Origin of the sequence: uncultured Streptococcus sp., assembly GCF_905372115.1 — a bacterium.
GTDB lineage: Bacteria > Bacillota > Bacilli > Lactobacillales > Streptococcaceae > Streptococcus.
In genome coordinates this window covers 40,739-62,012 of the sequence record NZ_CAJPNR010000007.1, presented here as the reverse complement: position 1 = coordinate 62,012, position 21,274 = coordinate 40,739, and the positions used below count along the sequence as shown (strand labels likewise).

Here is a 21,274-nt window from a genome sequence, read left to right as displayed (position 1 = left end):
TCTATTGTAAAATATCTGAAAATGAGTTACAATATGAAAAAATCAAATCTGTATGGGGACAGTTTTATGGTTAAAGCAAAATACCAACGCATCGTTGATAAGATTACTAAGGATATTAAAGAGGGAAAACTGGCAACTGGTCAGAAAATCCCTTCTGTCCGGAAGCTGGCAGAGCGATACCACTGCAGTAAGGATACTGCGCAGAAGGCTCTGATTGAGCTCAAATATCAGAAATACATCTATGCCGTTCCCAAAAGCGGCTACTATGTGCTGGAGAATGCTCAGGAAGAAAAGCAGGATTTGGAGCTGCCTGTGAGGGATGACCGCCACCAAGCCTACGAGGATTTCCGACTCTGTGTAAATGAAACTCTGATCGGCCGGGAAAATTATCTCTTCAACTACTACCCTCAACAGGAAGGACTGGAGGATTTGCGTCGCTCCGTGCAAAAGCTAATGCTTGACTCTGCTGTCTATGCTTCTAGGGATCAGCTGGTACTGACTTCTGGCACCCAGCAGGCCCTCTATATCCTTTCACAGATTGAATTTCCCAATCAAAAAGAGCGTATACTGGTGGAGCAGCCGACCTACCATCGGATTAATGATCTTCTGCTAGCACAAAAACTTCCTTTTGAAACCATTGAAAGGACGCCGCAGGGGATTAACCTGCAAGAACTGGAGAAGATTTTTCAAAGCGGAAAGATCAAATTCTTCTACACCATTCCGCGTTTTCACTATCCCTTGGGCCACTCCTACAGTCGGCAGGACAAGGAAGAGATTCTTCGACTAGCCCAGCTCTATGATGTCTATATTGTAGAAGATGACTACCTATCAGACTTTGATAGCCGACGGGAGCTGACTTTTCACTATCTAGATAATAGCCAGCGGGTCATCTACATCAAGTCCTTTTCAACCAGCCTTTTCCCAGCCCTAAGAATCACCGCCCTGCTCCTTCCGCCCCAGATTCAAAAAACCTTCATTTCTTACAAAAGCGCCGTGGACTATGACAGCAACCTCATCATGCAGAAGGCCCTATCGCTCTACATTGACAGTCTCATGTTTGAAAAAAATAGGCTAGCGCTGCTGCAGCTTCAGGAAGAGGAAGCAAAAAAGGCGCAGACACTGCTAGAGCGAGCTCAGCTGCCGCTAGACAGCTATCTGACCAAGGACGGCGTCCTGCTAGACTTGAGATCACTTTCTTCCGTCAGTGCTCTCAAACACAGCAGCCTGCCGTTTGACTTCTTTGAACAAAGCTACCTTGCTAGCTGCCCTTACCAATATGCCAAGCTACACTACGATAACTTAGAAGAAAATCTAGAGAAATTAAAAGACTATTTAAAATAGGTGTAGAATTCATTTAGAATTCTACACCTTTTATTTAAAATCAGGCTTTTCAAGACTCCATCATCCCAGCCTGCAGTTGATACATTTTCTTATAGGTTCCATCTTGGGCTAACAATTCTTCGTGGCTGCCGGATTTGATAATGCGGCCCTTGTCTAAAACATAGATGCAGTCGGCATCCTGAATGGTAGACAGACGGTGGGCAATGGCAATGGTTGTCCGACCCTGCCGCATCTTTCTCAGTGAGGTTTGAATCAGCTCTTCTGTCTCCGAATCAATATTGGCTGTCGCCTCATCCAAAATTAAGATTTTAGGCTTAGTAGCGATGGTTCTAGCAAAGGCTAGAAGCTGCCGTTGACCGCTGGAAAATGTCGCTCCCCGCTCAGTCACAGGGGCATCATAGCCTTGAGGCAGCTGACTGATAAAGCCATGAGCATCTACAAACTTAGCCGCTTCTATAATCTCTTCACGCGTCAGCTGCTCTTGGTAAAGCTGAATATTGGAAGCAACGGTACCGTGATAAAGGAAGGGATCCTGCAAAACAAGGCCAATCTTTCGTCGTAGCTCCGCCTGACTATAGTCTTTAATATCACGGCCATCAATCAAAATCTGTCCCCGCTCAAACTCATAAAAACGCAGGAAAAGATTGATAATAGAGGATTTGCCAGAGCCAGTCGATCCCACAAAAGCAATTGTCTGGCCTTTTTTGACTGAAAAGGAGATATCCTGCAAAACATCTCGCTTCCCATCATAAGAAAATGAAACGTGCTTGAATTCAATACTGCCATCCTGGATTTGCAAGTCTAGATTAGCCTGCTCAGGCTCGTAGTCAGTGCGGTCCATGATTTCAAAAACCCGATCCGCAGCAACCATAGATGTCTGTAAAACAGAGTAATTCTGCATAACATCAATCAAAGGATTAAAAAGCTGATTGACATACTGGATAAAGGCATACATAATACCTGCCGTAATACCCGCCACTTGCCAAGTCAAGCCAAAGTAAGTCAGAATCACTCCATAAGCCAAGATTTTCAGCAGGGACATGGCCGGCCTCAGGAAGAGACTGTTGATATTGAGATAGCGATTGGTGAAGCCTAAATGCTGACCGTTGATTTCTTCAAATTCCCGCAGCAAGCGCTTCTCTTGCCCAAATGCCTGAATAATCCGCATCCCTTCAATGCTCTCAGATAGCTTGACATTCAAATCGCTGAGTTTATTCCGGACCTGCTTGAGCTGACGATTGGATAGATGCTGATAGAGCAAGATAGAGGCTGCCATCAGAGGTAAAAAGAGAGCAATCATCAAGGTCAATTGCCAGTTGAGGGCAAACATGGCGCTCAAAGTAACAACTAGAATCAGCAAAGAGCTCAAAAAATTAGAAAAAATCTCACTGAACATATCTGCGACTGCTTGAGTATCATTAGTCAGGCGGGAAACAATAGCACCTGCAGGCGTTTTATCAAAATAAGCCATTTGCAGGCGCTGGATATTGGCAAAACTTTCCTGTCGCAAGTCCCGAACCACGCTTTGAGCCACACGCGCAAAGAAATACTTACCTAAGAAAGTAAAAAGCACCCGAAAGAGAAAAAGACCGTAGTAAAGAGCCAAGAGAGGCAGGCCAGCCCAGGCTTGATTGCGGCCGATAAACTGATCAATAAAATAGCGGGCCAGAAGCGGCAATGCTGTTGTGACCAGAGTCGTCAGCAGGATGAAGCTCAAGGCCATGCTGCTCACTATCCTGTAGCGCCACATATAGCCTAGGAGGCGATGAAAAGTTGCTTTCTTTTTCATATTAATCTTCCTCCTTCAAGCTTTCTGCTAGCTGCTGATTATGGTATGTCTGGGCATACCAGCCCTCTTGCTCCAGTAGCTCTTGGTGAGTGCCCCGCTCCTTGATTCGTCCCTCTTCCATGACCAAAATCAAGTCTGCATGCACCAAGGCCGACAGCCGATGAGCTGTGATGATGGTTGTCTTGCCAGCACGCTCTGACTTTAGATTTTCTAAAATCAGATGCTCTGTCTTAGCATCGACAGCCGACAGGGAATCATCCAAAATCAGGATTTCAGGATTGGTAATAATAGCCCGACTCATCGCCAAGCGCTGCTTCTGTCCACCAGAAAGAGACAAGCCCCGCTCGCCAACTACTGTATCCAACCCCTCTGGCATAGCCTGAATGTCCTCATAAACACCACAGAGTTGAGCGACAGCTAGAACCTGACTATCTGTCAGCTGGGGATTTGCAAAGCGAATATTGTCCCGAATGGACAGAGCAAAGAGCATCTGTTCCTGTGGTACATAGCCGATGAGACGTCGCAAGTCTTTGAGGCGGTACTCTCGGATATCATGGCCATTCAGATAGATAGCCCCCTCCTGAATATCCTGCTCCCGCAGTAGCAAGCGCAGAAGAGTGGTCTTCCCTGAGCCTGTCTGACCGACAATTCCCAGTGTCTGTCCCTGCTCAATGGAAAAATGAATATCCGATAAACTAGTCTCCTCTGCATAAGAAAACTTCTGAATATCATAGTCCATTCGACCATTTTCCGCATGAGAGAGGGGTTGTTCAGCTTCCTTGACATCTGACTCCTGAGCCAGCAGTTTCTCAATCCGCTCATAAGAAACAGCCCCTCGCTGGCCGATGTTAAAAAGATAGCCTGTAGCCTGCAGCGGCCAAACCAGCATATCCAGATAAGTGATAAAGGTAACCAACTCTCCTATGGTAAATTGCCCTTGGGAGATGAAAATTCCACCGAAAATCAAGGTCAAAACATAAGAAAGACCGATAAAAAGCAAAACCAAGGGGTCAAAAAGAGAATCGTACTTGGCAGCCAAAACGTTTTTTTCGTAGACCTCCTGATTGGTCTGGGCAAAAGACTGAGTCTCCGCCTCCTGATAGCCAAAGGACTTGGTCACTCGAATCCCTGAAACGCTCTCCTGAACCTTATTATTCAAATCTGAAAAAGCTTCTTGAGCAGCCTTGAAACTTTCATGATTTTTTCGGCCAATCAAGCCCGTGCCCCATGACAAGAAGGGCATGGGCACAATGGCAATCAAGGTCAGCCGCCAGTCCAAAATGAAAAACATAGTCAGCAGGGTCACCAGGGCTGTAATAGAAGCATCCACAGCTGACATGACTCCGCCACCAGCCAGACTGACAACTGCATTGATATCATTGGTAGCATGAGCCATCAAGTCCCCTGTTCGATATTTCTGATAAAAAGAGGGAGACATGTGAGTAAAGTGCTCGAACAATCGAGAGCGCAGAATCCGTCCCAGATTATTGGACGTCCCTAAGATGTAAAGGCGCCAGACATAACGCAGGCCGTACATGATAAAAGCTGAAGCAATCAGCAACAGCAAATTAAAGAGCAGCTCTTGAGAAGTCAGATGTTTGCTAGCAATTCGGTCAATAACCTGACCGATGACTCTAGGCGGTATCAGATTGAAGACGCTGACCAAAGACAAGGCCAATATACCGATGATATAGCGCCGCTTTTCCAACTTAAAAAACCAGGCTAATTTTCTAATGAGGTTCATAATTTCTCCTATTCTTACTGGTCTTTTTATTATACTGTTTTTTGAGGAAAAATGAAACACAGCGGATTGGAGCGCTGTGCTTCGATTCTATTTTTTACTGGTCAGCTGGTAACTAACCGCCAGTAAATCAAAGATTTCCTGATCGCTCAGGCTATCATCTAAGGGCAGGCTGAGCCAATATTTCTTATTCATGTGAAAGGCCGGGTAAATCCCCTTTTTCTGAATCAGCTCTGCCACATGGTCATTCTTAACATTCAGCACCTCAATAGCGCCGCTTCGCTCTGCTTCAAACTTAGACCAGTCTGTGGTCAGAAAGGCTCCGTACCATTTCTTACTGTCCTGGTGGCGGAAAACCCCAGCTTTAGTCGAGCTCTTTCTGAAAGACTTCTCCCAGAGATACTCTATCTGACCCTGATAAACCTCAGCCGCATGATCCCGCAGTCGCTTACTCTGCTCATAGAGAAAGCCAACCTCATCAAAACAGTACTGACGGATAGCCAGCAGTACTTCCTGACAAGCTTCACGAACTTGACCGACAAACTCACCCGTCACCTGCTCCATCTTGACCTGCAGATAGGCGTCATCAGTCTCACAGTCAAAAACCTGATAGTCCAGCTTCCCATCTCTGATAGTCACTTCCAAGCGAAAGTCACCCTTCATAATCTTCTGCGAGAAATGATAAGCTCCATCAGACTCCTTAAAACCGTGAGTCTGAAGCTTATCTGGATTAGCCTTGTATTTTTCAAATAGTTCCAACATCTACTTAGCCGCTGCTAGCGCAGCTTACCCCTCCTTAAAATACAATTTTAGTTCCATGCAGCTGTTCTACTGCCAGACTGTCTATAATTTTCTGACGATTTCCCAGATGAATGCCACCACCCGGCATGATATCAATCCGATCAGCAGCATGCTCGATTAACTCATCCAGCCAAGCAAAATGCTCCTCAATTGGCTCACTGGCAGATCCTCCGTGGGTCAAAATTCGCTGGACACCGTTCTCAATTAGCCAATCCATTTCGCCAAACTGGTATTCAGCTGGTATCGCATCAAAAGCCATGTGAAAAACTACTTCCAGTCCCTTGCAAGCCTCCAGCAGGCGCTGCATCTTCGGAACATCTATTTCGTTCTTCTCCGTCAAGACACCAAAAACGACTCCCTGACTGCCAGCTTCCTTGGCTTTTTGGATATCTGTCAGCATAATCTCAATTTCAAGATCTGAGTAAACAAAATCACCGCCTCGTGGCCGAATCATGGTCATCACAGTCGCACCATAAAGCTTGGCTAAGTCAACTGCTGCTTGAATTACGCCATAGCTGGGTGTCGTGCCACCGACAGCCAAATTATCACAGAGCTCAATCCGTTGCGCTCCCGCCTTCATAGCCTTTTCTAACAAGGTTACATTTTCCGCACAAAATTCATAAAGCATCATCTCACCTCTGATTTAATATATTGATTTCCTCTATCTATTATAACACAAGAACTTCGCAATATCAGCTCTTATCAAATTTTCCAGCTTCTCTCTTACACCAATCAAGCCATTTGGTCTGATAGTCTTCCTTGGACAAGATGCGGTTCTGTAAATCAGCTATCGAGAAGATGCCTCTTTCTTGACAAGCTTGAACACAGTATTGATAAAAATCCCAGTTAAGATCGTCCCTATCATAATAGATGGGAATATGAGAGAGGCCAGCCTGATAAGCCTTAAAGGCTCTGCTATGTCCATCAGTAAAGAAAATTTTGCCATCCATGCGCTTGACAGGTAAAGCTTCAAGTTCTTGTTGGTCAAAATCAATACAAATCCTGTCCAGCTTTTCCCGTGAAAGGTAGGACTGACTGGGCTGAATCTGCGCTATGGGCAAAGTCAAATCAAGTGTATAGGATCTGCCTTTCTCCCTAGCATGAGTTGGATAGAAACCAAGCGACTCAAACAAACTGCGAGAGGGCCGATTGAAATCATAAATTTCTTGAACTGTTATTTTCTGATAGCCTAGATTGCGTGCGCGCTGTATCAAAGCAGAAAGCACTTTTTTACCAATGCCTTTCCCCCGATAGTCCGCATTTCCAATGACAATGGGCAAATCATCTTGCCAAAAGGTCACATCCCCAATGGCCAGCCAGCACTCCTGCTCCCAAACCTCAATAAAATACACTTCACCTTGCTTGGCAAGATATTCATACATCCTTTGAACTCGCTCTGGCGGATAGGGGTCTCTTCTGCCATCGATCATATAAATCGTATCTGGATCTTGGTACCAATCTAAGGCTAACTCAAACTGGCCATCATAGGCCCGCAAACGCAGATTGTCATCAATAACAATCAGCTCCTCTTGCTGGATATTAGGAATGGGCATCTTTTCTCCCTCACAATGCTACTGCTCAAATAATAGTATAAAAACTCCATTTGATTCGGAAGACTTCTTCCTCAAATGAAGTTTTCTTTTTTAGATTCCATAACCCATGCTGAACTGGATTTTAGCAGCTCCGTTCTGGAAGCTGATTTTGTTAATGCTGAATTGACTCTGCGGCAGAGCTAGAAGGAAACTATCTCCTTCTGTTGTGATAGATGAATTAGAGGCCTGCATTTGTTGCTTCAGCATGCCTGTCACCCAAGATTTAGGGATAGGAAGAGAGCCCAGCTTAGCACTATCAATTGTGATATGCAAGACATTATCTCTCACCGTCACATCCACCTCTAGGTCCAGCTTACTGTCAATAAAGAGCAGTTTGACTGGATACTGAATGCGTAGCTTATTGCCTTCAATGCTGTAAACACTGTTCAGCAGCTCCTGATTCTCAGAGTCAGTCAGAGAAGACTTGAGCACCTGATTAAGCTGGACGCTATTGAGAGAAACCTCTGTGCTAACTCCCTGAGCCGTTACATTGGCATTGCTCAAAGCCGGCTCAATAATACTCATCCAAGAAGCACTGCCTTGAACATTCTTTAATTGTTCACTTTGATTAACAGATGCAGGAACCAGAAATAGCACCGCTGCAAGCAACAGCACCAAAGCAATTCCCACTACTCTTTTTACCATTTTCATGTTTGTATTCCTTTAATTTGAGAAAATCCCTTTAGCTAAAAACACAGAAAGGATTTATCTTATTTTACACTATTTTTGCATAATTTTCTGTAACAAACATATTAAAAAGCTAACAATCCTGTGAGAAAAGGCTGGGACAGATAATCCCAGCCTCTTAATCACATAGCGCTAGTTTTACAAGGCTCATCATAGATAGCCTATTCTTATTTAATCACTTCCTGAGTCTTAGCATACTTGGCTTCGACTGCTTCTTTTTCAGATTTCCACCATTCTTGGTTGTCTGTGTACCACTTGATGGTCTCTTTGAGACCTGCTTCAAAGTTGGTGAACTCTGGCTTCCATCCTAGCTCATCGCGGAGCTTGCTGGCATCAATGGCATAGCGGAGGTCGTGGCCGGCACGATCTGTCACATGGTCATAAGCATCTGCTGGCTGTCCCATTTCCTTGAGAATCAGCTCCAGCACTTCCTTGTTGTTCTTCTCACCATCAGCACCAATCAAGTAAGTTTCACCGATTTGACCCTTGGTCAAAATCGTCCAAACACCTGATGAATGGTCATTGGTATGAATCCAGTCACGGACATTCTTGCCTTCACCATAGAGTTTTGGCTTGATACCACTCAGGATATTGGTGATCTGGCGCGGAATAAACTTCTCGATGTGCTGGTAAGGACCATAGTTGTTTGAACAGTTAGAAATCGTCGCTTTGACACCAAATGAGCGCACCCAAGCTTTGACAATCAAGTCTGAAGCTGCCTTAGTTGATGAGTAAGGCGAGCTTGGATTGTACTTGGTTTCAGCGGTAAATTTCTCACCAGGACCTTCTCCATGACCTGGCAGATCTTCACGCAGAGGCAGGTCACCATAGACTTCGTCAGTTGATACATGGTGGAAACGAATGTTGTACTTACGAGCTGCTTCCAAAAGTGTGTAAGTTCCGATGAAGTTGGTGTGGATAAATGGACTCGGATCATTGAGCGAGTTATCATTGTGGCTTTCTGCCGCATAGTGAACGATAGCATCAGCTTCAGCTGCCAGCTTATCTACCAAGGCTGCATCAGCAATATCTCCAACAACCAACTCAACGCGGTCGCCTAAAATTTCTTCAATATTGGCACGATTACCCGCGTAAGTCAGCTTGTCCAGCACTGTCACATGGACATCAGGAAAGTTATTGTAAACATAGTGGACGAAGTTAGAACCGATAAAACCAGCTCCACCTGTCACGATAATTTTTTTGTATTCTGTCATTTTTATTCCTTAACTTTTTTATAATTGCCTTAAGTGGTGGAGACGCAAGCAAACCTTCGGTTTCATCGCTTATTTTTGAGCCTCATGTCTCAAAAATCCCCTATCATGTAACAAACTAAACAATTTGTTACATGACTTACACCACAGCGGCAATCATTTCTTCCACTCGCTTCGCTCGGATAGGAGCTGAGCTAAATCATATATTTCAATATAAATTAATGCGTCAGAAAAGAATTCTTTTTTACAAATCTTCTTTTCTTAGAGGTTTGACATCCTTAAGTAATAGATGGTTCTTGTCTGCTTCTGAGACTTCTGCTGCTTCTAGGTTTTCCCACTGGATGCCTAGAGCTGGGTCTGCATAGTTGACAAAGGCATACTTAGGTTTGAGTTCCAAAGCCCAGTAGTCATTGACCAGATAGCTGTAGGAAACAGTATCAGAAAGGACTTGGAAGCCGTTAGCTACGCCGCGTGGCACAAAAATACCCTTGCTAGCATCGATTACTGTCTGGTAGGTATTGCCAAAGGTCTCACCTTCACGCAGGTCTACCCAAGTTCCCAAAACCTTGCCGCCATCTGCAACAGAGATGTACTTGTCCCATGGTTCAGCATGAAGACCACGTAACACGTTTTTACGAGAAAAGCTGACATTATTTTGCAGTTTTCCTTCTGCAAAGAAGCTCTCAGGGAAGCCTAGCGGCAGCATCTTTTCCTTTTGGAAATTCTCCTTGAACCAACCTCGGTTGTCACCGCGAACAGGGATATCAAACTCCAGCATACCTGGAATTCCAGGAACCTCACGCGCTGCTAATTCCTTATCAAAAAATTGTTCCGTCATCTTCTTATTCTTCTCCAATCAAGCGCAAGAGGTAGTGGCCATATTCATTTTTTTTCAATGGCTGCGCCAATTCGTGCACTTGCTCTTTAGTGATATAGCCCATACGATAGGCAATTTCTTCCAGATTTGCCACCTGAACATTCTGCATCCGCTGAACTGTTTCGATATATTGAGCAGCTTCTAAGAGACTTTCGTGGGTACCTGTATCCAACCAAGCAAAACCACGTCCCATAAGCTCAACAGACAAATCGCCACGTTCCAAGTAAGCCTTGTTGACATCTGTGATTTCCAGTTCTCCGCGAGGACTTGGTTTGATGTTCTTGGCAATTTCTACGACATCATTATCGTAGAAATAGAGTCCAGTCACGGCATAGTTAGAGCGCGGCTGTTCCGGTTTTTCTTCGATGGAGATAGCATTCATATTCTCATCAAATTCTACTACACCAAAACGTTCTGGATCCTTGACATGATAGCCAAAAACAGTTGCTCCTTTTTCCTTAGCAGCAGCATTTTGGAGCATTTTACTCAGACCTGGTCCATGATAAATATTATCCCCAAGAATCAGCGCCACGCGGTCATCTCCAATAAAATCAGCCCCAATGATAAAGGCTTGTGCCAGTCCGTCTGGACTTGGCTGCTCTGCATAAGAGAGCTTGATACCAAACTCAGAGCCATCACCCAGCAGATCTTCAAAACGAGGCAAATCTGTCGGAGTTGAGATAATCAAGATGTCCTTGATACCAGCCAGCATAAGAGTTGACAGTGGATAATAAATCATGGGTTTGTCATAAACCGGCATGAGCTGTTTTGACGCAGCGCGGGTCAATGGATACAATCGTGTACCAGAACCACCTGCAAGAATAATACCTTTCATATGAGTTTCCTCTCTTAATGTATTCTCCTTATTCTACCATTTTTGAAAGCGGATGTCATCCTTTTCACTACCCTTAAATAAAAGAAAAAGAGCGGAAATTCGGCTTTCTTCCGCTTTTTTATTCCAAGTTGGCATCACCCCAAAGCTACATCCAAGACCATCATGAGAACAAAGCCCACCATGAGACCTAAAGTCGCCACATCAGTATTGCCATTGGTCTGCGAATCAGGTATTAGCTCCTCAACCACCACGAAGATCATAGCCCCTGCCGCAAAGGATAGAGCATAAGGCAGAATCGCCGTTATAGCCAGAACTGCAACAGCTCCCAGAACAGCACCAATTGGCTCCACAATAGCAGACATAGAGCCCCAGTAAAAGGCTTTAAGCCGAGACTTGCCGTCCGTCCGAATCGGAATGGATAGAGCCGCTCCTTCTGGGACGTTTTGCAGGCCAATTCCCAAAGCTAGGCCAATCGCGCCGACAAAGGCCTCTGGACTAGGATTGGCCGCTAAAGCACCAAAGGCTACTCCAACTGCCAAACCTTCTGGAAAATTGTGAATAGTAATGGCTAAAAAGAGCAGAGCCGTCTTGGACAGCTTCTTTCGGCTATGTTCAGGAACACTCTCAGCCTCCGAAATGTCTTTGCTCAAGTGCAAGTGAGGCACCACTGCATCAATCAGCCGCAGGAAAAAACCTCCCACTAAAAAACCAATCGCTGCAGGCAACCAGGATAGCTTGCCATAAGAACTTTGCGCATATTCAATCGACGGCGCCAGAAGCGACCAAAAGGAAGCCGCAATCATGACCCCTGCTGCAAAGCCCATCATAATATCCAGCAGCTTTCTGCTGATATTCTTAAAGAAAAATACAACAGCCGAGCCTACAATGGTACATCCCCACGTGAAAAGTCCAGCCAAGAAAGCCTGCATAACTACAGGCTGCGATCGTAACCAGTCCATAAACTTCTCCTTATCCTCTGAAATCAATCATACAAAATCGTCTTGGTTTCCCCGATACAGCGTTTTTCCTCATTCCAGTAATGAATCCGCTCGAAAGAGCCTTTCCGCCAGTAGAGAGGCAAACGTTCACGTATGTCATCCTGCATATCTATTTGGTCAAGTTCCGAAATCTTCCACCATTTGGGCTCTCCTTCATGATCGTTTCCCCTGACTTGTCCTTCAAATGCAGTACAAAGAAAATCGTAATATACATACCGTTCTTCTTTACTTGGATTAGTGAAGCCTGAAATCCCCTTCAATTCCAAGTTTAGAGCAGTCAGCCCCGTTTCTTCTTTTAACTCGCGCCTTGCAGCTTCAAAAAAAGATTCTGGAAACTTTTACGAAGGTAAAAAGCTAAGCTTTTCCTATCCTCAACCTTCACCAGTCTATCCCCAGACTGGTGAAGCCACCTGGTTGTATCCACCCTTTAAAGTTATCATGCTGGCGATTAAGCAGTAAAATTTCATCATCTTTTTTCACACAAACATTGACCCAATTCAAAATAGTTTCTGTCATATCAAACCTTCTTTACATACCGCTCAATAGGATAGTCAGCTGGATTCAGCACCCCCGCTTCTCCTAAAGCCATCTGAGCCAATTGGCATCCGATGAGCGGGCCAGTTGTCAGACCAGAAGAGCCTAATCCGCTGGCAGCGTAGACATGCGGCAAGTCTGGAACGGATCCAAAGAAAGGCGCAAAGTCACTGGTATAAGCCCGCGTTCCCACGCGCTCGCCTAAAATCTCTGCAGTAGCCAACCTCGGCAAGTAAGTTTCCGCTTCTTGCTGCAACAGATCCAGCACTTTCTTATCGATCGTCAAATCAAAGCCCTGATCATTTTCATGACTGGCTCCGACACTAACCTTGCCTGCCAGAAAGGGAATGATATCCAGCTCGCCCTCAGGCATAACAACAGGGTAGTCATCCGTCTTTTCAGCCAGTTTAAAATCACGTAGCTGTCCCTTTTGCGGCCGAACATCTGTCTTATAGCCCAGTGGCTGCAAGATTTCTCCTAGCCAAGCACCCACAGCTAAGATGACACAGTCAAAGCTGCGTCCGTCCACAAGAAGTTGCTCTCCATCTACTGTCAAGCTTGCCTTTTTCTCAACCAACTCTGCCTTGCTTGCTTTCACAAGCGTCTCCGTCAAAAGTGCTCCCTCCACACGGGCACCACCGGAAGCATAAAGAAGCCGCTCAAAGCCTTGCAAGTCTGGAAATTTCTCATGGGCTTCCTGAAGGCTGAGAAGACTCAAGTCCCCTATTAAGGGCGACTCTTCACGACGATTAGCAGCCAAATCATAAAGCTCCTGCAGCTTGCTCTCATCCTTTTTCAGCAGATAAACACCTGTCTGTTGGTAAAAGTCTGTCTGGATTCCAGCCGCTTTCAGTTCCGCAATCAAGTCCTGATAAAAATCAGCGCCCAGACGCGCCATCCTGTACCAAGCCTTATTGCGCCGCTTGGAAAACCAAGGACTGATAATGCCAGCGGCTGCCTTGGTTGCCTGCCCCTTGCCGTCATCAAAGACAGTCACTTCCACATCTGGGGATTGGGACAGATAGTAAGCCGCTGTTGAGCCAACAATCCCAGCACCAATCACTGCTACTCTTTTCATGTCGCATCCTCTCAAATATGTCGGAAAGGATTGGTCGAAGCCTGACTAGCCAGAATCTCAATCTCCCAGCCCTCTTCTGCCTTCCAAGAATCAAGCTTTGCTTTCAATTTTTCCGTAAAAAGAACCTCGATATGGTGCCCAGGATCCAGCGCCAAAAGACCTTCTGTCAGCATTTCCTGGGCAGTATGATAGTAAATATCACCTGTTATGTAGACCTGCGCTCCCTTGGCAATGGCCTCTTGATAAAAGGACTGACCGCTGCCACCGCAGATAGCTACACGCTCAATCATGCGTTCGAGATCCGCTTCTTCATAAGCGACCAGACGCAAACTATCTAGTCCAAAAGTTGCCTTGATCTTAGCCGCAAAGTCCCCAAAGGTCTGAGGAGCAATCTTCCCTACGCGGCCAATACCGTAATCTGGCCCCGTCTGACTAAGATAACTTGTCTCCTCAATCTCAAGAAGCTGGCAGAACCAGTCATTAAGACCGTCCTCCACAACATCGATATTAGTATGACTGACATAGACAGCAATATCATGCTTGATGAGGCTTAAAATCATCTGATTTTGCGCCTTATCCGCCACTAGGTCCTTAAGCGGGCGAAAGATAGGCGCATGCTTAACAATAATCAGTCCAGCACCTGCCTCAATAGCCTCCACCACCGTTTGCTCACGAATATCCAATGCCACTAGAACCTTGGCTACTTCTTTATCCAATGTTCCGATTTGCAGGCCTGAAATGTCGCCCTCCATGGATAGTTCTTGCGGGCAATAGGCTTCATAACGGGCAATGATTTCACTTGCTAGCATGGAGCACCTCCTTGATACTTTCGATTTTTTGGGACATAGCAGAGCGTTCCAGCTCATTCTTTTCTGGAATATGAGTCAAAGCTCCTTCAAGTTTCTTCAGTTCTTTCTGCCATCTTAGCTGAAAAGCAGATGACTGTTGCTTCATCAGAAAAGGTCCGAAACGCTTTTCTTGCTCTGTCAAAGTTTGCTGGCCTGCTTCTGCAACCAGGATTTCGTAAAACTTACCAGCCTCTTCTAGGATATCCTCAGCTAGCAAGCGAAAGCCCTTAGACACCAGCCAGCTGCGGAGCTCATCCTCTCGGTTATTGGGTTGCAAAATCAAACGGGAAATAGAACCCAGCTTAGCTCTGCCATTTTCCAAAATCTCTGAAATCAAGCGACCACCCATGCCAGCGATAACGATGGTGTCAATCTGATCTTCGGCTTCCAAAGCTGCCAGACCATTGGCCAAACGAACCTCAATCTGCTCCGTCAAGCCATGCTCTGCTACGTTTTTCTGGGCAGACTGAAAAGGCCCTTCTACCACTTCACCGGCCAGAGCCTTCTCAATCCGTCCTTCCTGAATCAGGTAAATAGGCAGATAGGCGTGATCGCTCCCAACATCCAGCAACTTTGCCCCATCCGGCACAAAAGTAGCTACTCGCTCCAAGCGTTGGGAAATAGTCTTTTTTTGCATTGCTTACTCTTTTCTAAACATTCTTCTACTCAGTATATCATTTTTAAGGGTATAAAAAAAGCAGCGGAGGAAAAATCAGTCTGTTGATAAACTGATTTTGTCTCGCCACTTAATGATGGGGTGTTCTACCCATCGCTTTTTTATTTGATTTCCTGATACTCGGCAGCTAAACCACGCTGGACTGCCGGACGAGCTGCAATCTTCTCCGCCCAAGCAGATAGGTGTTTGTAGGATGCAGCATCCAAGAACTCAGCTGCGCCTGGATAGAGCTTATCCTGTACCAACTGCCCATACCAAGACCAGATAGCAATATCAGCAATACTGTAGTTATCTCCAGCGATATAAGCTTTCTTGGCTAATTCTTTGTCCAATAAATCCAGCTGTCGCTTGGCTTCCATTGTAAAGCGGTTGATAGGATATTCTAACTTTTCTGGAGCATAGTTAAAGAAATGACCAAATCCGCCTCCCAAGAAAGGAGCCGCTCCTGTCTGCCAGAAGAGCCAGTTGAGCACCTCAGTTCGACCGGACAAATCTGACGGAATCAGCTTTCCAAACTTCTCTGCCAGATAGAGCAGGATATTGGCTGACTCGAAGACACGAATCGGCTTATCAGCTGACTGATCTAACAAGGCCGGAATCTTAGAGTTGGGATTGATTTTCACAAAATCTGAGCCAAACTGGTCGCCATCCATAATGCTGATCTTATAGAGGTCATAGGCAGCCTCCGTCACACCCGCTGCCAGTAGTTCCTCCAGCATAATGGTCACCTTAACGCCATTTGGAGTTCCAAGCGAATAAAGCTGAAAAGGCTCTTTACCGACAGGAAGCTTCTGCTCAAAGCGCGCGCCTGCAGTAGGCTGATTGATACCTGAAAATTTTCCTTGGTCGCTGTCCGCAGCGGACCAGACTTTTGGTAATTGATAGGTCATACTTTTCTCCTTTTTTATAAAACCAAGGGCCTGTCATATCTAACAGGCCACCATAAATCTAATAAAGTCAGTCCTTCCACAAATTCATGGCATTGAGGAAATCATCAGAAACTGTCACATTTTGAGGGTTAGCTGCTTCACGCTCTTCCCTCTTAGCTTCTACTTGAGCAAGTGTTGTGATGCCTTCCTTGCGCCAATTGCGCAAGATGGCCTGAATATACTTCCAGTTGGCCTTGCCATTAAACACAGCCTCACGAAGGGCAGCCTTGACCAAGTCAGGATTGGTTTTATCATCTTGGACAGTCTTGGTCAAATCCTCAATTTCAAAGGGTGTCAAGAGACGGCCCAGCTCCTGCTGGAAGGTCTCCACCAAGTCTTTCAAAACATTCTGTGGCGCCTTTGCCACAGTCTGCGGACCGCTTTTAGCTGTCAGCAGTTCATCCAGCTTTTCTAAAGCCGGTGAAGCATCAAAGATAACCTCTGTCTCTCCATTCAGCTCAATGGTCTTATACTGCAAGAGACCTTTCTCCGTCAGATGGGACATAGAGCGATTGACTTCTGACAGGGTCTTACCAATATGCTCCGCAATCTGACTAGGCGCCAGCTCTTCCAGAGAAGTCGTATTTTGCAGATAGAAAAACTGCCAGACCAAAAAATCATCGCTGGAATCAAAGATGTCCTTAAAATGTAAAAGAAGGGCACTCGGGATTACTAGATTGCCCGATTTAAAAGCTGATAAATAAGTCATGTCACCTCTTATAGATAAGCAAAAAACGATACATCATTTTCAGGACTCTCCCAGTCGAAAGGCGTCTCCTGATAGACAGCATAATTGACCCAATTGCTGAAAAAGAGTGCTGCGGCCGAACTCCAACGCAAGGCCGGCGTCGCATGGACATCATCGTTTTTGAAATAATTCTCTGGAATATGTGGATTCTTCCCTGCCTTCAAATCGCGGAAATATTCCTTAGATAAAGTATCGCGGTCGTATTCCATGTGACCGAAACTATACACCTCTCGCAAGTCCCGGCTAGCCAATACAGAGAGGCCCGTATCCTCTCCAAATGAGAGAATTTCCAGATTAGTCAGATTGACAATATCTTCCTTTAGAACTTCGGTATGACGGGAATGCGGCGTATAAAACTCATCGTCAAAGCCACGGAAAAGTAGATTACTGCTGTCAGCTGACTGGCTATAGACACCCGATAATTTGCGCGTCATCTGCTGCTTGTCCACGCCGTAGCGAGCATAAAGTCCAGCCTGAGCTCCCCAACAGATATGCAGAGTCGAAAAGACATGGGTCTTGGACCATTCAATCACCTGCTGGAACTCTTCCCAGTAGTCCACCGCTTCAAAAGGCAGATGCTCTACCGGTGCACCAGTGATAATCAAGCCATCAAAATAGCGATTTTTAACCTCATCAAAAGTCTTATAAAAAGTCTCCATATGCTCTGCACGTGTCGTTTTAGACTGATGAGAGCTCATGTAGAGGAAGTCAATAGTCAACTGCAGCGGAGTATTAGCCAAGTGGCGCAGTATCTGAGTTTCCGTCACCATTTTCTGGGGCATGAGATTGAGTACCAGAATATTCAGAGGGCGGATATCCTGATGGTCCGCCCTGTCGTCATCCATGACAAAGATATTCTCAGAACTTAAAATGTCAACAGCTGGCAGTTTCTTATCAATCTTAATTGGCATGAAAATATCTCCTTCAATCGTTAGAAAGGCTTGGAAATACTTTTCCAGCCTATTCTTTGTTTATAGAATGTACTTTCATTATACTGAAAGGAGATATAGTTTTCAATTATACTTTTTCTCTAACTAGATATAGCTAGAAACTATGTATTAATAGTGCATCAGAACCTTATAGTCGTAATCGCCGATAACTTCGCGACCCTTGAGCTCATCCAACTCAATAAGGAAGGCACAGCCAGCTACTACACCGCCAAGACGCTCAATCATCTCAATCGTTGCCTTCACTGTTCCACCAGTCGCAAGGAGATCATCGACAATCAGAACACGCTGACCTGGCTTGATAGCATCCGCATGCATGGTTAGGGTATCAACACCGTACTCTTTTTCATAGTCAGCTGAGATAACCTCACGAGGAAGCTTACCAGGCTTGCGGACTGGAGCAAAGCCGATTCCTAACTCAAAGGCAACTGGACAGCCTACGATAAAGCCACGAGCTTCCGGTCCAACAATCATGTCAATCTTCTTGTCTGTCGCATACTGAACAATCTCACGAACAGCGTAACTGTACGCATTTCCGTTTGCCATCAGTGGGCTGATATCGCGGAATGTCACGCCTTCCTTAGGATAATTTTCAATTGTTGCAATATAGTCTTTTAAATTCATGATATACTTTCTTTCAAAAAAATTTTTTACTCTCTATTATATCACTTTTTCATCCAAATGGTAACAGAAAACTTACTTTTTATTGGTATCTATTATTTAATCTGAAAAATCATGCCTGAGTCATTTATAGACCACTTTATTGAGGCTGGGATTGAGTTGGTTAATCTTTAAAATCGTTTTTTCTAGGCAAGTCAAAATCAGATGTATAGCTCTAAATAAAGAGGTGTTGCTATTTCTTGTTCATAATTTTTTACAATATCCTTCGTAAATAAACCTAATAAGTCCAAACCATTAGATGGATTAATCTCAAATGTTGAAAATACAGAGTTTTCAAGAAAATTATGCAATTCTTTATAATTTGTCACATAGCTATACCCCTGAGGAGCGTTAAATCTCGGCGATAATTCTTTAGCTTGTTTTAATGATATAGGTGAGTCAAGAAGAGATAGGGAGTAAATTGGAGAAAAATACTTAGCACCTTCTTGCAAATGGTTTTCCAAATATGAACGACTACTATTTGCTAAATCTGAATTTTCTAAAAAGTCTTGGATATTATTACGCTGACCTAAAACCATTTTACCTACAATCATCTTAGCGGGTGAAGAAAGATATAAATAAGCTACCGTTTCTTTTTCAGGAATCCTTGAACGATATTCAAAATGCTTTTTTCCTGTTAGCAAAGCTTTAAAAAATTCTGGTTTAAAGCTCAGGATAATTTCATTCATCTAAAATGTTCTCCTTTGCAAGGCTTTGGCTTAGTCTGGTATCCTCTCATCTCTCCATCAAATAATCATAAATCCCCTGCACGGTGCCCAGAGCCATGAGTTCTTGTTCCTTGACCAGGCGCTTGAGATCTTGATAAATACGACTGCTGTCAATTTCTTTCTTTTCTGCTTCTTTATTGACCTTCATGACGCCTTCGGTAATGCTGACAAAGCCCAGCTCTTCAAAAATCTGAATCATTTTGACCAAGAGAATAGGGTCTATTTTCAGATAAGCTGCTAGATCCTTGAGTTTATAGCGAACATCAAACTCGGGGAACTGATAGATAGTCTTGTAGAGTTTAGCAAACTGCTCACGGGAACCGTAACCTGTCAGATAGTATGGCTTGGCAATCTCATTCTTAAAGTAAATCGCTTCAAAATCCTGAGACTGAAGAATCTTCTTCAAGTCCTGCAAATCATCGGGAAGGTCATAAACCACAACTGCTCTGCTATTTGTCAAATCTGGAAACTCCTCTGTGAAACGCAAGACAGGAACCTTGTCAGGCAGCGTCGCATTTTTGCTGCGGATATTGAAAAGCTGAACTCCGTCAACACGCGCATCTACCAGCATGAGCTGAAGACTGGTCTGTCCATTCCATTTATTGACAGAGAGGCTGACGGCCAGCTCCAGGTTCTTGGTCTGGGCAAACTCTGTCGCCAGGCTTCCTTGCCCAAAAGCTACTACTTCAAAAGATGCATCTTGTTGGGAAATTTTCAGCTTGAGATGGCTATTGCCAGCCCCCATAGTCCGAGCATTGTCCACTTTAAAGTCCTTGAGGTAAAAAAGCGGCTTCTTATTATCCATACCAAAAGGAGCCAGTCTCTCAAAACTTTTGAGTGTGTCAAGGGTCAGTTCTGGCAGATGCAGTTCCTCGTCTATGTACAGGGCTGTTTTGCCAGTCAAATCCAAATCATTGTCTAAGATGTAAGCTGTTAAGATGTCAGCAAGCTCCGCCAGCTTATCTGCTTCGAGAGTCATCCCAGCTGCTCCAGCATGACCACCAAAGGCAACAAAGAGGTCACGGTGACTGTCCAAAGCCTCAAATATATTGACCGCTTCAATACTGCGGGCGCTGCCCTTCGCGATGCCATCCTCAATATTAAGCACTATGACTGGCTGGTGCAGCTCTTCCAGCAAGCGCCCTGCGACAATTCCTAGTACACCAGGATTCCAGCCTTCCTTGGCCAACACCTGCACTGGTCTCTTAGGATCCAGCATGGTTTGTGCTTCTTCATAAATCTGCTGGACGATTTCCTTGCGCTCGTCATTTTTTTGGTTGATCATAAGCGCAATATCACGAGCTTCTTCGTCGTCAAAGCCTGTTAAAAGCTCAACCGCTGGATTTGGATCATCCAGCCGTCCCAGTGCATTGAGTCGAGGAGCAAGCTGGAAGCCAACTGTTTCTTCATCCAGTTCATCAGGCTGAATTCCTGCGATTTTGAAAAGTTCCTGAAGTCCTACTCGCTGGGTGTTTTTGAGAACAGAAAGGCCGTATTTGACCAAAATCCGGTTTTCCCCCGTCAGACTAACCATGTCGGCAATGGTACCGATGGCAACTAAGTCCAAAAGTTCGACTTGGACTTCTTCCAGCAAGGCTGTTGCCAGCTTAAAAGCCACCCCACAACCAGCTAGATGCTTGAAAGGGTAATCCGCTCCGCTATGCTCTGGATGGACAATCGCATAGGCGTTTGGCAGCTGCTCAGGCATAGAGTGGTGATCCGTCACGATGACATCTACGCCCAGAGACTGGGCCAGTTCGATAGCTTCAAGGCCCGCCACTCCATTATCCACTGTAATAATGAGCGAGATATCTTGATTTTCAATAAAATACTTGTAAACACTGCTATTAGGACCATAGCCGTCCGTAAAGCGATTTGGCAGATAAACCTGACACTCAGCCCCCAGCTGCTCCAAGGTTTCCTTGACAATAGATGCCGAGGTCATACCATCAGCATCATAATCACCATAGATCAAAATCTGTTCGTAATTCTCAATGGCTGAGCGAATTCGCTCCACTGCCCGCTCCATATCATGCAGATCATAAGGGTCGTGAAGCTGGTCTAAACTAGGCTCCAAAAATTCCTGTAAAGCCTCTTCAGTCTGCACACCTCTTTGGTAAAGAAGACTGGCAGCTGTGACTTCCAATCCAGCTTTTTTAGCCTTTTTTAAAAATTTCTCGTCTGTAAAATTAGTGGCAAACTGCCAGTCATATTTTGAGCTAATCATGATGAGTGAAACACTTTCTCCGTTCAA

At 45.0% G+C, this 21,274-nt stretch carries 20 protein-coding genes and 1 pseudogene; 1 reads left to right on the top strand and 20 read right to left on the bottom strand.

Annotation, left to right across the window (positions count from 1 at the left end; translation table 11 throughout):
* Positions 1–21: 21 nt before the first annotated feature.
* Positions 22–1,341 carry a PLP-dependent aminotransferase family protein gene (locus QZ169_RS03775; RefSeq protein ID WP_295504988.1) on the top strand — a complete coding sequence of 440 codons (1,320 nt, stop codon included), beginning with the start codon at positions 22–24 and terminating at the stop codon, positions 1,339–1,341.
* Positions 1,342–1,390: 49 nt separating this feature from the next.
* Here QZ169_RS03775 and QZ169_RS03770 read toward each other — a convergent pair whose 3' ends face one another.
* The 20 genes and pseudogenes from QZ169_RS03770 to recJ form a co-directional block, all read right to left on the bottom strand.
* The gene (locus QZ169_RS03770; RefSeq protein WP_295504987.1) at positions 1,391–3,130 is read right to left on the bottom strand and encodes an ABC transporter ATP-binding protein; all 1,740 of its coding nucleotides are present in this window, start codon (positions 3,128–3,130) and stop codon (positions 1,391–1,393) included.
* Between the two features lies 1 nt (position 3,131).
* Positions 3,132–4,874: an ABC transporter ATP-binding protein gene (locus QZ169_RS03765; RefSeq protein WP_295504986.1), complete on the bottom strand. Its 1,743-nt coding sequence runs from the start codon at positions 4,872–4,874 to the stop codon at positions 3,132–3,134.
* An 87-nt stretch (positions 4,875–4,961) separates the two neighbouring features.
* Positions 4,962–5,633, bottom strand: a complete 672-nt coding sequence (locus tag QZ169_RS03760; RefSeq protein ID WP_295504985.1) for an MmcQ/YjbR family DNA-binding protein — start codon at positions 5,631–5,633, stop codon at positions 4,962–4,964.
* Between the two features lie 34 nt (positions 5,634–5,667).
* Positions 5,668–6,300, bottom strand: a complete 633-nt coding sequence (locus QZ169_RS03755) for a copper homeostasis protein CutC (RefSeq protein WP_295504984.1) — start codon at positions 6,298–6,300, stop codon at positions 5,668–5,670.
* A gap of 64 nt (positions 6,301–6,364) precedes the next feature.
* Positions 6,365–7,225, bottom strand: a complete 861-nt coding sequence (locus QZ169_RS03750; protein ID WP_295504983.1) for a GNAT family N-acetyltransferase — start codon at positions 7,223–7,225, stop codon at positions 6,365–6,367.
* Positions 7,226–7,315: 90 nt separating this feature from the next.
* On the bottom strand, positions 7,316–7,915 hold the full coding sequence (locus QZ169_RS03745; RefSeq protein WP_002920904.1) for a hypothetical protein: 600 nt from the start codon (positions 7,913–7,915) through the stop codon (positions 7,316–7,318).
* Positions 7,916–8,118: 203 nt separating this feature from the next.
* Positions 8,119–9,165 (bottom strand): dTDP-glucose 4,6-dehydratase, encoded by a 1,047-nt coding sequence (gene rfbB / locus QZ169_RS03740; protein ID WP_295504982.1) that lies wholly within the window; start codon positions 9,163–9,165, stop codon positions 8,119–8,121.
* 241 nt (positions 9,166–9,406) lie between these two features.
* Complete coding sequence (locus QZ169_RS03735; RefSeq protein ID WP_295504981.1) at positions 9,407–10,000, bottom strand: dTDP-4-dehydrorhamnose 3,5-epimerase family protein; 594 nt, start codon at positions 9,998–10,000, stop codon at positions 9,407–9,409.
* A gap of 4 nt (positions 10,001–10,004) precedes the next feature.
* Entirely contained in the window at positions 10,005–10,874 is an 870-nt protein-coding gene (gene rfbA, locus QZ169_RS03730) for a glucose-1-phosphate thymidylyltransferase RfbA (RefSeq protein ID WP_002913447.1), read from the bottom strand.
* A 134-nt stretch (positions 10,875–11,008) separates the two neighbouring features.
* Entirely contained in the window at positions 11,009–11,833 is an 825-nt protein-coding gene (gene tmpA / locus QZ169_RS03725) for a ZIP family manganese transporter TmpA (protein ID WP_295504980.1), read from the bottom strand.
* A gap of 23 nt (positions 11,834–11,856) precedes the next feature.
* Positions 11,857–12,388 (bottom strand): annotated as a pseudogene (locus QZ169_RS03720) (8-oxo-dGTP diphosphatase).
* A gap of 1 nt (position 12,389) precedes the next feature.
* Positions 12,390–13,484, bottom strand: a complete 1,095-nt coding sequence (locus QZ169_RS03715) for an FAD-binding oxidoreductase (protein ID WP_295504979.1) — start codon at positions 13,482–13,484, stop codon at positions 12,390–12,392.
* Positions 13,485–13,495: 11 nt separating this feature from the next.
* The gene (locus QZ169_RS03710; protein ID WP_295504978.1) at positions 13,496–14,293 is read right to left on the bottom strand and encodes a Nif3-like dinuclear metal center hexameric protein; all 798 of its coding nucleotides are present in this window, start codon (positions 14,291–14,293) and stop codon (positions 13,496–13,498) included.
* Positions 14,280–14,969, bottom strand: a complete 690-nt coding sequence (locus QZ169_RS03705) for a tRNA (adenine(22)-N(1))-methyltransferase TrmK (RefSeq protein WP_295504977.1) — start codon at positions 14,967–14,969, stop codon at positions 14,280–14,282. The genes QZ169_RS03710 and QZ169_RS03705 overlap by 14 nt, the downstream gene beginning before the upstream one ends.
* A 140-nt stretch (positions 14,970–15,109) precedes the next feature.
* Positions 15,110–15,898 carry a glutathione-dependent disulfide-bond oxidoreductase gene (gene yghU / locus QZ169_RS03700; RefSeq protein ID WP_295504976.1) on the bottom strand — a complete coding sequence of 263 codons (789 nt, stop codon included), beginning with the start codon at positions 15,896–15,898 and terminating at the stop codon, positions 15,110–15,112.
* Positions 15,899–15,965: 67 nt separating this feature from the next.
* Positions 15,966–16,646 (bottom strand): DnaD domain-containing protein, encoded by a 681-nt coding sequence (locus tag QZ169_RS03695; RefSeq protein ID WP_295504975.1) that lies wholly within the window; start codon positions 16,644–16,646, stop codon positions 15,966–15,968.
* A gap of 8 nt (positions 16,647–16,654) precedes the next feature.
* A complete protein-coding gene (metA, locus tag QZ169_RS03690; protein ID WP_295504974.1) occupies positions 16,655–17,596 on the bottom strand; it encodes a homoserine O-succinyltransferase in 942 nt (313 codons plus the stop codon).
* A 147-nt stretch (positions 17,597–17,743) separates the two neighbouring features.
* Positions 17,744–18,256: an adenine phosphoribosyltransferase gene (locus tag QZ169_RS03685; RefSeq protein WP_295504973.1), complete on the bottom strand. Its 513-nt coding sequence runs from the start codon at positions 18,254–18,256 to the stop codon at positions 17,744–17,746.
* Positions 18,257–18,453: 197 nt separating this feature from the next.
* Positions 18,454–18,981, bottom strand: a complete 528-nt coding sequence (locus QZ169_RS03680) for a hypothetical protein (protein WP_295504972.1) — start codon at positions 18,979–18,981, stop codon at positions 18,454–18,456.
* Between the two features lie 46 nt (positions 18,982–19,027).
* The gene (gene recJ / locus QZ169_RS03675; RefSeq protein ID WP_295504971.1) at positions 19,028–21,247 is read right to left on the bottom strand and encodes a single-stranded-DNA-specific exonuclease RecJ; all 2,220 of its coding nucleotides are present in this window, start codon (positions 21,245–21,247) and stop codon (positions 19,028–19,030) included.
* Between the last annotated feature and the right edge of the window lie 27 nt (positions 21,248–21,274).